This is a genomic window from Arthrobacter gyeryongensis (assembly GCF_039543785.1).
Taxonomy (GTDB): Bacteria; Actinomycetota; Actinomycetes; order Actinomycetales; family Micrococcaceae; genus Arthrobacter; species Arthrobacter gyeryongensis.
In genome coordinates this window covers 160,844-174,674 of sequence record NZ_BAABKK010000026.1, presented here as the reverse complement: position 1 = coordinate 174,674, position 13,831 = coordinate 160,844, and the positions used below count along the sequence as shown (strand labels likewise).

Genomic DNA, 13,831 nt, shown 5'->3' with positions numbered 1-13,831 from the left:
GTGGGTACTCCTCAAGCAGCGACGGATGGATTGACGGGCGCGTGACGTGCGAGGAGGGATACGACGGCGGAAACGGCCTCTGGCACGGCCGCCGACACGGGGTCCGACAATCCAATCCCCTCGCTCACATCTGCGGGCACGCAGCCCACGACGTAGGTGGTGGGCAATTCGCCGCCAAGCGTGCGAAGCCGCCCGAGCACGGCCGCGGGGTTCATGCCATGCGGGTCCAACGCCGCGCGGCCGTCAAGATCTTCAGCACGGATTCTCATCACGCGGATACTTCCAGCCGCGGAACCCGACTGCCCCGGGTCTTCCAAGGACGGCGCAGGCTCAGACGGCACCGCGTCAACCAGGACCAGGACGTCCACATGGTCGAGCAAGTCGTAGGCCAAATGCATTCCGCGAATGCCGTAGTCCACCACTCGTACATCGGACGTCAACAGCCTGGACTCGGACGCCAGCCGCCGTGCCACCTCGGGGCCGAACCCGTCGTCGCGCAGGAAAATATTGCCCACGCCCGCTACCAGGACCCGGGCTGCCGCCTGCGGCGCAGGCGCGGCCAACGCTTCAGGGGGCACTTGGTTCACATCCGGCGCACCTTCATGTAGCGCTGGATATCAGGGATCGAACGAAGTCCCACATAGACCGCGCCAAGACCCACAGCGGCCAGCAGCCAGACGGTGGCCATTCCAATAACCCTCATCACGGGCCTTCCTTTCCCTCCTGCGTTTCGGGATAGCTGCCGGACGGCAGCGGTCCAAGCGGTTCAAGCTCATCGGGCGCGTAGTAGAAGGACCTGCCATAGCCTTCATGGAGGTCCGCGGCGGGATCCTGCTCGAGCACCAAACCCACGTGGGTGCTGCCGTCGACGTCGAAATGTACGCTCGTGACCCTGCCGGTTTGGCCGGCGAAAAACAGGTCCTGCGCATCGGCCCGCCTCCGGGGGTTGACCCGCACCCGGCTACCCCGCGCCACCGGAACACCCTTGATCATGACGGCGTCCGCTTCCGGCTGGACTCTTGCCTCAGCCTCGGGCTCCCACCACGCGAGGTCCTCGGCGGCATCGGGAGCAACGGAGCTTTCCAGGGTCCTGGCCTCCGGCCAATCGAAGAGCGGCTCGCCAGAGGAGGGTTCCGCGAGCGACGGTTCGGCCAGGGAATGTGGATTGCGCAGGATTCCGTGGAGCTGCTGCAGTTCTTCCGGGGACATCGCTTCACAGCGGTCGATGATCGCCGCCGCGCGCGGGTCGGTGGCCCGGGCCTCGGCCTTTTCTTCTTCCGTGAGGGTCAGCACCCGGAGGGTCAGGATTTCATCGATCTCTGTGGAGTCGTACAAGGCGACCGAACTTTCAGGGGCCACCGCTGGGTGGTCATAAAGAATGATCGGCGAGACCAGCAGTACATCGCGCTGCCCATCCGGACCAGCGAGCACGGGCCAGCCCCGGTGTTGTGAGCACGACCTTGCAGCCTGGAGTGCCTCGTCAGGGGGATCGAGCAGCGAAACGAAATCGGAATCATGGGCGCTCAGCAGCAGGTGGGTTCCGATAAACGAGACGGCTATGGCGTCCTGTTTGCCTATGGGCTCCGGCAGCGCGCCAGCGGTGTTGACCGCGGTCACCCGCAACCGCAAGAATCCGTTCCCGACCTCGGTGGCCGCCAGCCGGACTTCGCCGTGGAGCGCACGACGGCGGCGCACCAGGCGACCTGCGAGCGGCGCCGCGCCTTCCACCCCGGAAGCGTCCAAATCCACGAGGTCGATGCCACCCTCGATCTCGACCGGCAGAACCAAGGGCTCGCCGATTAGACCGGCCACGGAAAACGGCCCAAGAGCGACTTCGTGCTCGATCGCCTCGTCCCAGCTCAGCCAACGCTTGGACCCGATGGTGAGCTCGTCCACGGGACGGAACCCTCCGCCGTCGTCCGCTTTTTCCGCCGTACGGGTCTGAAGCTGCAGGAAGCGGAGGTGGACCTCCACTGCGGCGTGCTGACCGGGTCTGAGGAGGCAGTCAGCGAACATGTCCGGTTCTTCGCCCGTCCCGGCCAGCGCGGCCCCGGGAGGCCCGAGGATCCCGAACTGCCAGCGCGACTGGTTCTTCTGCGAGGATGCGCGGTAGGGATACAGAAGGTAGCCCTCGTAGAGGACCGCGTCCGCGACGGCGCGTGCAAGGCTCAGGCTCATGTTCATGTCAGAGGTTCTCCCGCCACCGCCGCGTTGCCGGAGAGCAAGGACTCCACCGTGGCGTCCCACGAGGTCAGGCCCCGCACCGATTTGTAGTGCGACAGGGCCGCCAGCACCTCCCGGTCCAGGCGGATCCACCCCGTGTTGGGGAAATACAAGTTCATCAACTGGCGCCATGCGGCGACCGGCAATCGGTAGGACGCCTCAAGGTCCCACGGCACCTGTTCCACGCCGAATCCCGTCAGGCCCTTCGTGAACACGGTGCCGGAGAACAGGAACTCGAGCGGGATCTCGCCGTCGCGCAGGGCGTGGAGGTACTTTGAGGCCGCGACGTCGAAGTCAAACGTGCACGGAAGTGCGAGGTCGACGTCCGCGGTACCCGTGAATCCCTGCACCAGGGTGCTGCACTGCAGCCACAGGAAAGACTTCAGCGTGGTGGGCCACCGGCCGCGCTCGCCGAACAGATCGAGCAGCCCCGGTTCCTCCTCCGGTGTGTAGCCACGGCGCTGGGGGAGGATGCGCACTTGGCAGCGCAGGGCGATGGCATGCACCTCGGCCCCCGTGGATTCCGTCACCCGCAGCCGGGCCGTCAATTGCGGGGCGGCGGCGTAGGGCTCGGGCTGGAGGTCCAGCACGGTGAAGGCGAGGTCCGTCATTGCGGGCCTCCCGGCACGGACACGCGGTTGCCGTCGCGCCCGCGGTTGTCCTCGCGGAGGGGCTTGCTGCGCGAGCCGACCCGCTCGAAGAAACCGGCGAGTTGCTCGCGGGCCTCTTGTCCGCCGTCGAACCCCCGCCAGACGCGCCGCAGGTGCCCGACCAGTTCGTAGCACGCGTCCACGGGGACCAGATGGCAGTCGGCCCGCGGACGATCGGGGCCGGGGCCGCGGATAAGGAGTGCCTCGGTGTCTGGAGCCGCCGCGGAAAGCGCGGGATTGCGGGCCAGTACCGCGTCCCAGGCGTTGAGGGGAAGCTCGGATTCCGTGGCGCCCGCGGGACCGGGATAGAAGGCGACTGTCCGGTCAAGCTTGGAACTCCGGAAAAAGAACGCCAACCCTACGGGGATCTCCAGCTCATCCCATTGACCCGGACCCAATTCGAAGTCGGGGAAGGAGAGGTACCTGTCCGGGACGGAACGGTAGCGCAAGTGGGCGGTGCTGTCGGTGAAGAGGAGATAACAGGGGCGGCAGGTGCACATCATGGCATGGCTCTCGATGTCCACCACGTGCTGATGCTCGTCGGGGATAGGCTCCCCGCACATCTCGCAGCGCTCGCCGACCACCGGAGCCGGCCTCACGGAGGAGATTTTTCGCAGCAGGGCAACCGGCAAGCCATTCGCGCTCGTGCCGGCCATGTCAGCCCCCATGCCCGGAGGTCGCCGGGACAGCCACTGACATCACGCCGTCGCGGACCAATAGCGGCAGGGGATCCAGGTGCAGGGACTTGTCTTCAAGGCAGGCGCCCGCGCGACGCACGTCGTAGTGGCCGCGGCACGTGGGGCAACGCAACAGGCCTCCGCCGGTGGGTGCCGCGAGCGCGCGCTGAAGGGCCGCCCCTTTCATGGGGCCCATGCACCGTGGGCAATAGTCCCTGTAGGCGTAGACATCCTGGCCCGTCCGGCAGGCCAGGACCGCGTAATCGCCCACCAGGAAGCCGGCAACCTCGCCGGGCTCAAGGCCCGCGATTTCGGGCACCGGCTCCCACGAGCCGGAAAGCTCGTGGTGTGCTCCGTGCCCGACGGCGGCAGGCCCGTGATCGGCGACGCGCACCAACAGCGCCTCCACGGGGATGAGCGCCGGTGTGGCGGCGTGCTTTTCCTCTTCTACCACTTCGATCGAGGTCACTTCCGGTGCTGCGGTTTCGATCGCCTCCTCGACGGCGTACTTGAGCGTGACCGACGACGACGGGCAGCCCTGGCAGGTGCCGAGCAGCTTCAGCCGCACCACGCCCTCGGAGCTGATGTCCAGCAACTCCACGTCGCCGCCATGCGAACCGAGGTACGGCCGGACGCTGTCGAGCGCGGCGGCCACCCGTTCTTCCAAGTTTTGCGGGTGCAAACCGTGGATGATCAGGAGGCCGGCGACGAGTTCGTCCGCTGCCAGCGCGCCGAGAGTGCCGTCGTCGAGCTTTCCCTGGTCGTCGAGGATTTCCAGGATCCGCTCGAGTCCGGCGCCGTAGAGATCTGTCACCTCGCGCACGAGGTCCTCGGCGCGTCCGCGGGCAACTGCTCCGCCGGCGCCAAGGGCATCGAGGAGTGTGCTGATTCTGTCGCCCGCCTGCTGCGCCCGGTCCCCGCCGTGCATGGCGTTCTTACTCTCCAGTCAGTGTTTGGGTGGGGGAGTGCAGCTTGTCCAAGGTCTGGCCGTTGCCCAAATACATATGGACACCGCACGGAAGGCACGGGTCGAAGCTGCGGACCGTGCGCATGATGTCGATGCCTTTGAAGTGTTCCCGGTCGTTCTCCTCGAAGATCGGCTGTCCTTGGACGGCGTCCTCGTACGGGCCTGCGGTTCCGGAGGAGTCCGTGGGGCTCGCGTTCCAGGGTGTCGGGGGATACGGGTGGTAGTTGGCGATCTTGCCGTCCCGGATCACCATGTGGTGGGACAGGACACCCCGCACCGCTTCGGTGAAGCCGCAGCTGATGGCTTCGTCCGGGACCGTGAAGGTTTCCCACGTCTTGGTCCGGCCTGCGCGGATCTCTTCCAAGGCCTTCTCCGCGAAGTGCAGGGCGGCAGCGGCGGCATAAGCCTGGAAATACGTGCGGGCGCGGTTGCGCTCGATGGTGTTGCTCCACTGCGGGATGTTCCATTCGAAGGACACAGGGCCCTTCAACGCGGTCTTCGGCAAGTTGATCTGCACGCTCTTTCCGGTGGATTTGATGTAGCCGATGTCAACCAGCCCGGCCAGCGCCGTTGCCCAGAGGCGGGCCAGCGGTCCGCCGCCCGTGTCGAGTGCCAGGTTGTCCTGGCCGTCGAACCAGCGCGGAGACATGACCCAGCTGTACTTCTCCGAAAGGTCCCGCTTTTGCGGCCTCGGGTTGGTGTGCTGGTTCCACGGGTGCCGGCGGTCCACGGGGTTGCCCAGGGGATCGTGCGTGACGAACATTTCCTGGTCTTCCCAGTCCTCGTAATACGAGGAGCCAAGCATGATTCGGATGCCCAGGTTGATCCGCACAAGGTCAGTGGTGACCAGTTTCCCGTCCACAACGACTCCGGGGGTGACGAACATCTTCCGGCCCCACTGCGTCATGTCCTTGTACTCGAAGTTGCAATAGTCCGGATCCTGGAGGGAACCCCAGCAACCAAGGAGGGTGCGGCGCAGGCCGACCTGTTCGTAGCCGGGGAGCGCTTCGTAGAAGAAGTCAAACAGGTCGTCGTGCATGGGGACGACCTTCTTCATGAACTCGACGTAGCGCATGAGCCGCGTGATGTAGTCCGTCATCAGCTGGATCGTGGCGACCGTTCCCACGCCGCCCGGGTAGAGCGTTGAGGGGTGGACGTGGCGGCCTTCCATGAGGCAGAACATCTCGCGCGTGGCGCGGCTGACCTGGAGCGCTTCGCGATAGAACTCGCCGGTGAACGGATTCAGGGAGCGCATGATGTCCGCGATGGTGCGGTAGCCGTGTTCGGCTTCGTGCGGTGCGCGGGTGTTCTCGGCCTTGGCCAGGACGCCGGGGTTGGTTTCGGATACCATCTTTTCGCAGTAGTCCACGCCGACCAGGTTCTCCTGGAAGATGTTGTGGTCGAACATGTACTCGGCCGCCTCGCCGAGGTTCACGATCCACTCACCCAGGTTCGGTGGTTTCACGCCGTAGGCCATGTTTTGCGCATAACAGGAACATGTGGCGTGGTTGTCGCCGCAGATCCCGCAGATGCGGCTGGTGATGAAGTGGGCGTCCCGGGGGTCCTTGCCCTTCATGAAGATGGAGTAGCCCCGGAAGATCGAGGATGTGCTCTTGCATTCCACAACCTGGTTGTTCGCGAAATCGATCTTGGTGTAGATCCCGAGGCTGCCGACGATCCTGGTGATGGGGTCCCAGTTCATCTCCACCAGGTTGTTGTTGCCCGTTTCGCTTCCGGAATTCATGGGAAGAGTGGAGGTCATTGTGCTTCGCCTGTCTGGAAGAGGGGTGGTTACCAAGTGCGCTTCGCGCCAGTGAGGAGTTCGCGTCCGGGCCTGCGCCACTTGGGCTCCTGGTCCAGGGTGTGGGTGGTGATGTTCCGCAGTGCCCTGATCGCGGATCCATAGGGCTTGATCGAGGTGGTGGACAGCTTGCCTCCGGGAGGCTCGTCCATGAACGGCATGAACTTGTCCGGGAAGCCCGGCATGGTGCAGCCGATGCAGATGCCGCCGACGTTCGGGCAGCCGCCGATTCCGTTCATCCAGCCGCGCTTGGGCACGTTGCACTTGACCACCGGACCCCAGCACCCCAACTTGACGATGCACTTGGGGGAGCCGTACTCGGTGGCGAAGTCTCCTTGTTCGTAGTACCCGGCGCGGTCGCAGCCTTCGTGGACCGTCTTGCCGAACAGCCAGGTGGGCCGCAGCGCGTCGTCCAACGGAATCATCGGAGCTTGCCCCGTGGCTTGGTACAGCAAGTAGGTCATGGTTTCGGAGAGGTTGTCCGGCTGGATGGGGCAGCCCGGGACACAAACGATCGGGATGCCGGCCTTGGACTTCCAGTTGTAGCCCAGGTAGTCAGGGACTCCCATGGCGCCCGTCGGGTTTCCCGCCATGGCATGGATGCCGCCGTACGTCGCGCATGTTCCTGCGGCAATGATCGCGGTGGCCTTCGGGGCGAGGCGGTCCAACCACTCGCTCGTCGTTATCGGTTGGCCGGTATTGACGTCGTTTCCAAACCCGCACCAGTAGCCGCCGTCGTCGTGCAGTTTTTCGTTGGGGATGGACCCCTCAACTACCAGGACAAATGGTTCCAATTCACCGCGGTCGGCCTTCCTGAACCATTCCAGGAAGTCGTCGGCTCCCTCCTGGGGGCCACATTCGAAGTCGATCAGGGGCCAATGCATGGCGATACGCGGCAGACCGGGGAGCGCGCCAAGCGCGATCTCCTCGACGCTTGGTTGAGTGGCCGCCGTCAAGGCGACCGAATCGCCGTCGCAACTGAGTCCGGCGTTGATCCACAGCACGTGGATAAGGGTTTCTTCGGCCTTGAGGGAAGTTTCGGTAGGCATCGTTGCCTCTTTCAGCGGCCCGGATCGGGCTCAATGTGCGTCTGATAGAGATTCAGTCAAGGAATCTGACCGGGATGTGGAGCCGTCTAGCCAGTCATACCAAGCGGCGAGGCCGTCACCGGTGGTGGCGGAGAGGACCAGGAATTCGGCGTGCGGATTGATCTGCCGGATCTGCCGCAGGCAATCGTCGACGTCGAAATCAACATAGGGGAGCAGGTCCGCTTTGTTGACGATCACCAGATCAGCTGCCATGAACATGTGCGGGTATTTCTGCGGTTTATCATCACCTTCCGTCACTGAAATGACCACGACCTTGGCGGTTTCGCCGAGGTCAAAGAGTGCGGGGCACACCAAGTTGCCGACGTTCTCCACGAATACAGTGGAGCCCGGCTGTGGATCCAGGGCGTCGAGGCCGCGCTGGAGCATGTCGGCGTCGAGATGGCAGCCGGCCCCTGTGTTGATCTGGATGACCGGGCGGCCGATCGCCCGGATCCGGTCCGCGTCCAGGGACGTTTCCTGGTCCCCTTCGATGACACCGGCTTGCAGTTGCCCGCCGAGGTCCGTGAGCGTCCGGACCAAGAGGGTGGTCTTGCCTGCGCCGGGGGAACTCATCACGTTCAGGGCCCGGATTCCGCGGCCCGCCAGCCAGCCGCGGTTCCTTGCCGCGAGCAGGTCGTTCTTGGCGAGCAGGTTTTGCTCCAGGGTGATGGTTACGGGCTGGTGGGTGTGGGGGTGGTCGTGGGTGTGTTCGTGGTCATGGGGTTGCTCATGATCATGCGGGTGCTGGTGCTCCACGATGGGTTGAGTCCCATCAAGGGTGGAGACCCTCGTGTTCGTCTCGTCGCCGCATCCGCATGTTGTACACATCCCTCAAGCCACCTCCACAGACATCACCATGAGTTCGCGGCCGCTGAGAACTTCGACGTCGGCGCTTCCGCATGGACAGAGCAGGATCAGGTCCGCTAGTTCGAATTCCGTGCCGCAGCTCCTGCATCGAGCCAGTCCTTGTGGTTCATCGATCTTCAGTTGTGCTCCGGCGAGCGAGGTACCGGCAGAAACTATGTCGAAGCAAAAACGCATGGCGTCGGGCAGCACACCGGAAAGAGGTCCAATTCGAAGATTCACGCCGGTGACCGTCCGTTCTCCGGTACGTTCCAGAACGGCATCAACAAGGCTCTGCGTGATTGAGAGTTCGTGCATGCTGGCACTCCTTGTTGCCAAGATAGGCTTGCTCCGGACAAAGCGCAACCACCCAACTTGACTCCGGCGTATACTTCCGCTAAATAGGCAGGCCATTCAATCGCTCTGCATCGCATGTGGGACCCGAGGCTCGAACCATGAAGCAAACGGTGGCTACGCGACCAGCCAGAATGAACGGCTTCCGCGGCGGCCTCAGCCGACCGGAGCGGGTGTCGATCGCCGGCATGACCGTGTTTATCGCGTTGCTGCATGCCGCGGGCTGGGGCACGCTCGCGGCGGTGACGGCAAGTGTCAACGGTGTGCCCGCGGGAGCTTTCGGCGTGGGCCTCGGCGTAGCCGCGTACACCCTCGGCCTCCGGCACGCCTTCGACGCCGATCACATCGCCGCGATCGACAACATCACCCGGAAACTCTGCAACGATGGCCGGCGCCGGATGTCGGTGGGGTTCTGGTTTTCCCTGGGCCACTCCAGCATTGTGTTCGGCATGTGCGCCTTGCTCGCCGCGGGCATCCGGAACCTCGCGGACAACACGAGTACGGCCGGCACGGAACTTCATTCGTTCTTCGGGTTGTTCGGCACAACCGTCTCCGGGATCTTCCTTTATGTCATCGGCATTGTGAACCTCGGAGTGCTCATCGGCATCGTCAAGACTGTGCGACGCATGCGCCACGGCGAGTACACCGCCGTCGAGCTGGATGAGGCGCTGTCCGCCAGGGGCGGATTGTTGAACAGGGTGTACCGCCGGGTCACGCGCCTGATCAGCCGGCCGTGGCAGGTCTACGGCGTGGGACTGCTGTTCGGCCTCGGATTCGATACCACCACGGAAGTCAGCCTGCTGATCCTTGCGGGCGGCGCTGCGGCTTCCACGCTGCCCTGGTACGCGATCCTGACGTTGCCTGTGTTGTTTGCCGCTGGGATGAGCTTGCTCGACTCCATTGACGGTGTGTTCATGAACTTCGCTTACGGGTGGGCGTTGTCCAGGCCTGTCCGCCGGGCTTACTACAACATCGTGATCACGGGATTGTCGGTCGCAGTGGCGCTGGGCATCGGCTCCGTCGAGCTGTTTTCGATCCTCGTCCAGAGAACCGGGATCAGCACCGGCCCGCTGGCCGCGATCGGCAGGCTGGACCTCAACGCCGTCGGATACCTGATTGTGGGGCTGTTCATCGTGACGTGGATTTTCGCGTTGGGTATCTGGAAGTGGGCCCACATCGAAGAGCGTTGGTCGGGGAAGGCGCACAGGTGAGCGAGCGTTTGCGGCGGAAGCGCCATATCTGAGCGAGCGTCTCCGAGAGAAGGCCCACATCTGAGCGAGCGTTTCCCACCCCCGACGCTCGCTCACCTATATGGGTCTTTTTGGAAACCCTCGCTCACCTTTCCGGCGCGAGCGCCATATGTGGGCGAGCGTTTAGGGTTGAGGGATGCCGTCGTTCCAGACCAAATTGAAGATCACCGGGCTCAAGCCAGGCAATCCGCCGGAGTCGGTGATGGCCGCTGCGCTTGAGGCCTTGGAAACGCGGCACCATGTCGAATCCAATCAGCTCGACATTGTTGGTGGCGTTGCCCAAATCAGCCTCCGCTTCCTCGTGGAGCCACGCGACTATCCAGGCGAGAACAGCGAGGCCCGCGCGTCGGCAGCCATGATGCGCGACGCCGTCGAACGCGTAGCGCTCACTGGGAACCTTTACGTTCTGCGCCGCAAGCGGGGGAAATGGTCGCCGGTTTGAGGCCGACGTCGGGACGCGCCTAAAAGTGCGGCGGCTCGCCCGGCTCGTCCACCGGCGAGCGGTCGCCCCGGCGGCGCGTGACGATCACGCCCACCACGACGCCGATCAGCAGCCCCACGCCGACGCCGATCAGTGAGCTCGCCCAGAACGGAAGCTTCGTCGTCGAGCCGGTAAAGTAACCCAGCCCCGTCTGCCACGTGGCCCACAACAGCCCGCCCAAGCCAGCGCAGAGACTGAAGCCGCGGGAGGAAACCTCTGCGATCCCGGAAGCGGCCGACGCAGCAAGCCGCCCGCCAGGGATGAACCGGGCTCCGATGATCGCGCCGTAGGTGGAGGATCGCCCGGCCCTTGCGATGGCCCGGTGGATGCCCTGGTGGACTTTGCGGCCCCACGCCCAACGGTCCAGGATGTGTCCCAGACGGCGCTTGAAGAGTTGGAAAACGATCATGTCGCCCAGCCAAGAGGCGACGGCGGCCATCAAACCCACGAGCCACAGATTGACCCGGCCCTCAGCGGCCAGCGCGCCACCGGTGATTACCAGCATCTCGGACGGGATGGGCGGGAAGATCGCATCGCCCACCACCATGGGGATGATCCAGACATAGATCGCGGCTCCCCAGCCATCGGCGGTGGTGATGTCCATGGGCACAAATTACCCCACTTTGGTGCATCCGCCGCAGTGTCGTGCAAGACTGGCGCCATGCGGCTCGAAATCCTGCAAGGTGACATCACCACGCGCGACGTCGACGCGATCGTCAACGCTGCCAACTCGTCGTTGATGGGTGGCGGGGGAGTGGACGGCGCGATTCACAGGGCTGCGGGGCGGGAACTTCTGGACGCTTGCCGCGAGCTTCGCCGGACCTCGTTGCCCGATGGCTTGCCGGTTGGCCAGGCAGCGGCCACCCCCGGGTTCAAGTTGCCTGCCCGGTGGGTGATCCACACCGTTGGCCCCAATCGGCACGCAGGCCAGAACGATCCGGAATTGCTCGCTTCGTGTTTCCGCGAAAGCTTGAAAGTGGCAGGATCCCTCGGGGCGCGTTCTGTTGCATTCCCCGCAATCAGCGCTGGGATCTACGGCTGGGACGCGCGCGAGGTCGCCGCGATAGCGCTCGACGCCGTCAGCCGGTTCGACGTCGAAAGCTCAAGTGGGCTGGAACTCGTCGAATTTGTGCTGTTCAGTGCGGAGACGACGGACGTGTTCCGGAGCGTGTTCGGAGCCTGAGTGGCCGGGTAATCCCAAAATTTCAGAAGCTCATTGTCGTGGTCATGTGGCCGTCCTAGTATCAAAAAACAGGGTCCCGGCTCTCTCTGTCGGGGCCGAGTTTAGGGAGGTACGTGATGTTGATTGACGAAGTCCGGGAGCTGGATGAACGGGGCATGGCGGCCTGGGACCAGCACAAAGCGGACGACTTTGCTGACATGTTCGCCGACGAGTTCACCCTGTCGGACGTGACGCTGCCAGAGGCTCTGCACTCAACGGACCAGGTGCGGCAATACATGGAGACATGGTTCACTGCATTCCCAGACATGCATGTCAGAAGCATCAACAGAGTGGTGAGCGAGGACGCGGTGGCCGCCGAAGTCGAATTTACCGGCACCAACACCGGGCCCCTCGTGTTTGGCGGCATGGAAATGCCCGCTACCGGAAAGACCGTCAAAGGCAGCGGCACCTATTTTGTCTCAGTAAGGGATGGCAAGATCATTTCGTTCAGCGCGCATCCTGATGTCGCCGGAATGATGATGCAGCTCGGTGTCAGGCCTGGCACTTAACTCAATCTGGGCTCCGCCGACGCCGTCTGGCGGGTGCGTCAGGCGGGGCCTTCTTCAAGCACGGTCTTCAGCTGTCCGAGCTGCCCGACCTCCGACTCCATGGTCTTGGTGATCATCGACCCCATGAGCTTCATGAAGCCCTTGGGCTGGAGATCCAAGGCAAAGCGTACGGTCGTGCTGCCGTTGTTCTCGTCCAGCGTGAAGGATCCTGTTGGGCGGGTGGGGCCGGCAATGACCTGGAAATCGAGTCGTTTGCCCTGCTGGGCTGCGATGATCTCGTAGTCGCCGGCGATCGTGCGGCCACCGGGGCCAGCCATCGTCTGGGAGTACACGGCACCTTTGTTGCCTGCTTCTCCGCTTGCGAGGGAGACCGTCTTCACGGCCGGACGCCACAGCTTATTGTTCAGCCCGTCTGCCAGGAAGGCGTAGACCTCGTTTGCGGGGCGGTTGATCGAGACTTCGTTTTCAGCGTGGGCCATGAGGTTCCTTTTCGCGAGACCGAACACCGCCCGCGGTCGTCGGGCCGGCAAGACTGAGCATATACGCCGGGTCCGGTTCGCAGCGGGGGACCGCGCCATTGTTTCGGCCTGCGCTGGTACCCGACGCTCGCTCATGTATGTGGGTGTTTGGGCGGACGCTCGCTCACTTATGCAGCCTGTTGCCCAGCCCTCCTCCGGCATGACCTCAAGGTGGGCATGTTCCTCGATTTTGGTGAGCGAGGGTCCCGGGAAAAGCCGTTATTGGTGAGCGGGCGTCCCGGAAAAGGGCGTCATATGTGAGCGAGGGTTTGAGAGGAGGCATCAGGCCGGGTGGGCTTCGCTCAACTCGAGGCGGCTCCGGTATTCCACGGCCTGCTTGCTGATGGGGTCGACGAATCGGATGCCGCGGGCCAGCAACTGGAGCGGCTTGGAGTAGTCGTCCGGGGCCTTGTCGAGCAGTTCGGGGTAGAATGCGTCGTTCACGATTCCCAGCCCGAGCGACGCCATGTGCACGCGAAGCTGGTGCGTCTTGCCGGTGTGGGGCTCAAGCCGGTACAGCCCTCGGCGAGCGGCGCCGCCGTCGTGAGTGCCGCCGTCGAACGTTCTCAGCAACTCAATGCGGGTCTCCGCGTTGGGTTCGCCGTCGATCACTTCGGCGAGAAGGTAGCTCCGGGATTTGGTCATGCGATTGCGCACGACGGCGGGGAGGTCGACGGCGGGAAAGCCTGCGGCGGGTGCCGCGGCCGAGACGCACTCGTACTCCTTCTGCACCTGCCGTTTCTCGAAGAGCACCTGGTACTTGCCGCGGGTCTCCGGGTTGGTGGAGAGGAGCAACACCCCGGCCGTCATGCGGTCGAGCCGGTGCATCGGGATGAGGTCCGGCAGGTCCAACTGGTTCCGGAGCCGGACGAGCGCGGATTCCTGGATGTAGGTCCCGCCCGGGGTGGTGGGCAGGAAGTGGGGCTTGTCGACCACCAGGAGGTGCTCGTCCTGGTGCAGGATGTTGATCTCCACCGGCATCCGGGTCTCTGGTGGGAGCGTGCGGTAGTACCAAATGAAAGTGTGTTCTTCGAGGGGCGTACCGCGGTCAAGGGGCGCGCCGCCTTCGCCCACGATTTCGCCGGCGTCGAATCTGTCCTCGATGCCTTGGGGGTCGATATGGCCCCAGCGGTGCATCATGTAGTCCATCGCGGTGTCCCAAGGCCCCTCGTCCGGGAGGCGCAGACGGGTGGCGTTGACGCCGTCGCGCACTGGAAGGGGGGATTGCATCACCGGTCTATTCTACCG

General features: G+C 64.1%; 17 protein-coding genes. 4 read left to right on the top strand and 13 right to left on the bottom strand.

Annotated elements, in window-relative coordinates; genetic code table 11:
- Positions 1-11 precede the first annotated feature (11 nt).
- The 10 genes from ABEA18_RS18450 to ABEA18_RS18410 are packed head-to-tail and all read right to left on the bottom strand — an operon-like array spanning position 12 to position 8,567.
- Positions 12-587 carry a hydrogenase maturation protease gene (locus ABEA18_RS18450; RefSeq protein WP_345451536.1) on the bottom strand — a complete coding sequence of 192 codons (576 nt, stop codon included), beginning with the start codon at positions 585-587 and terminating at the stop codon, positions 12-14.
- Positions 584-703, bottom strand: a complete 120-nt coding sequence (locus tag ABEA18_RS24710) for a DUF6893 family small protein (RefSeq protein WP_028265800.1) — start codon at positions 701-703, stop codon at positions 584-586. The genes ABEA18_RS18450 and ABEA18_RS24710 overlap by 4 nt, the downstream gene beginning before the upstream one ends.
- Positions 703-2,184, bottom strand: a complete 1,482-nt coding sequence (locus ABEA18_RS18445) for a hypothetical protein (RefSeq protein WP_345451534.1) — start codon at positions 2,182-2,184, stop codon at positions 703-705. Before ABEA18_RS18445 ends, ABEA18_RS24710 begins: the two co-directional genes overlap by 1 nt.
- Positions 2,181-2,834, bottom strand: coding sequence for a DUF6084 family protein (locus ABEA18_RS18440; RefSeq protein ID WP_345451532.1), 654 nt, complete (start codon positions 2,832-2,834; stop codon positions 2,181-2,183). The genes ABEA18_RS18445 and ABEA18_RS18440 overlap by 4 nt, the downstream gene beginning before the upstream one ends.
- Positions 2,831-3,529 carry a DUF5947 family protein gene (locus ABEA18_RS18435; protein ID WP_345451530.1) on the bottom strand — a complete coding sequence of 233 codons (699 nt, stop codon included), beginning with the start codon at positions 3,527-3,529 and terminating at the stop codon, positions 2,831-2,833. Before ABEA18_RS18435 ends, ABEA18_RS18440 begins: the two co-directional genes overlap by 4 nt.
- A gap of 1 nt (position 3,530) precedes the next feature.
- Positions 3,531-4,478 (bottom strand): NifU family protein, encoded by a 948-nt coding sequence (locus ABEA18_RS18430; RefSeq protein ID WP_345451528.1) that lies wholly within the window; start codon positions 4,476-4,478, stop codon positions 3,531-3,533.
- Between the two features lie 7 nt (positions 4,479-4,485).
- Positions 4,486-6,261: a nickel-dependent hydrogenase large subunit gene (locus ABEA18_RS18425; protein ID WP_345451526.1), complete on the bottom strand. Its 1,776-nt coding sequence runs from the start codon at positions 6,259-6,261 to the stop codon at positions 4,486-4,488.
- Between the two features lie 47 nt (positions 6,262-6,308).
- A complete protein-coding gene (locus tag ABEA18_RS18420; protein ID WP_345451524.1) occupies positions 6,309-7,367 on the bottom strand; it encodes an NADH-quinone oxidoreductase subunit B family protein in 1,059 nt (352 codons plus the stop codon).
- Between the two features lie 30 nt (positions 7,368-7,397).
- Positions 7,398-8,234 carry a hydrogenase nickel incorporation protein HypB gene (hypB, locus tag ABEA18_RS18415; protein WP_345451522.1) on the bottom strand — a complete coding sequence of 279 codons (837 nt, stop codon included), beginning with the start codon at positions 8,232-8,234 and terminating at the stop codon, positions 7,398-7,400.
- 3 nt (positions 8,235-8,237) lie between these two features.
- A complete protein-coding gene (locus tag ABEA18_RS18410) occupies positions 8,238-8,567 on the bottom strand; it encodes a hydrogenase maturation nickel metallochaperone HypA/HybF (protein ID WP_345451520.1) in 330 nt (109 codons plus the stop codon).
- A gap of 137 nt (positions 8,568-8,704) precedes the next feature.
- Between ABEA18_RS18410 and nicT the strand changes: the two genes are divergently transcribed.
- Positions 8,705-9,814, top strand: coding sequence for a Nickel transporter NicT (gene nicT, locus ABEA18_RS18405; protein WP_345451518.1), 1,110 nt, complete (start codon positions 8,705-8,707; stop codon positions 9,812-9,814).
- A gap of 175 nt (positions 9,815-9,989) precedes the next feature.
- Positions 9,990-10,295 carry a hypothetical protein gene (locus ABEA18_RS18400; protein WP_059388561.1) on the top strand — a complete coding sequence of 102 codons (306 nt, stop codon included), beginning with the start codon at positions 9,990-9,992 and terminating at the stop codon, positions 10,293-10,295.
- Between the two features lie 19 nt (positions 10,296-10,314).
- Here ABEA18_RS18400 and ABEA18_RS18395 read toward each other — a convergent pair whose 3' ends face one another.
- Positions 10,315-10,938 carry a DedA family protein gene (locus tag ABEA18_RS18395; protein ID WP_345451516.1) on the bottom strand — a complete coding sequence of 208 codons (624 nt, stop codon included), beginning with the start codon at positions 10,936-10,938 and terminating at the stop codon, positions 10,315-10,317.
- A gap of 57 nt (positions 10,939-10,995) precedes the next feature.
- Between ABEA18_RS18395 and ABEA18_RS18390 the strand changes: the two genes are divergently transcribed.
- Both ABEA18_RS18390 and ABEA18_RS18385 read left to right on the top strand, forming a co-directional pair.
- Positions 10,996-11,517 (top strand): O-acetyl-ADP-ribose deacetylase, encoded by a 522-nt coding sequence (locus ABEA18_RS18390; RefSeq protein WP_345451514.1) that lies wholly within the window; start codon positions 10,996-10,998, stop codon positions 11,515-11,517.
- A 116-nt stretch (positions 11,518-11,633) separates the two neighbouring features.
- Complete coding sequence (locus ABEA18_RS18385) at positions 11,634-12,065, top strand: ester cyclase (protein WP_345451512.1); 432 nt, start codon at positions 11,634-11,636, stop codon at positions 12,063-12,065.
- Positions 12,066-12,103: 38 nt separating this feature from the next.
- Here ABEA18_RS18385 and ABEA18_RS18380 read toward each other — a convergent pair whose 3' ends face one another.
- The gene (locus ABEA18_RS18380; protein ID WP_345451510.1) at positions 12,104-12,544 is read right to left on the bottom strand and encodes an SRPBCC family protein; all 441 of its coding nucleotides are present in this window, start codon (positions 12,542-12,544) and stop codon (positions 12,104-12,106) included.
- Positions 12,545-12,865: 321 nt separating this feature from the next.
- Positions 12,866-13,813, bottom strand: a complete 948-nt coding sequence (locus tag ABEA18_RS18375; RefSeq protein ID WP_345451622.1) for an RluA family pseudouridine synthase — start codon at positions 13,811-13,813, stop codon at positions 12,866-12,868.
- Between the last annotated feature and the right edge of the window lie 18 nt (positions 13,814-13,831).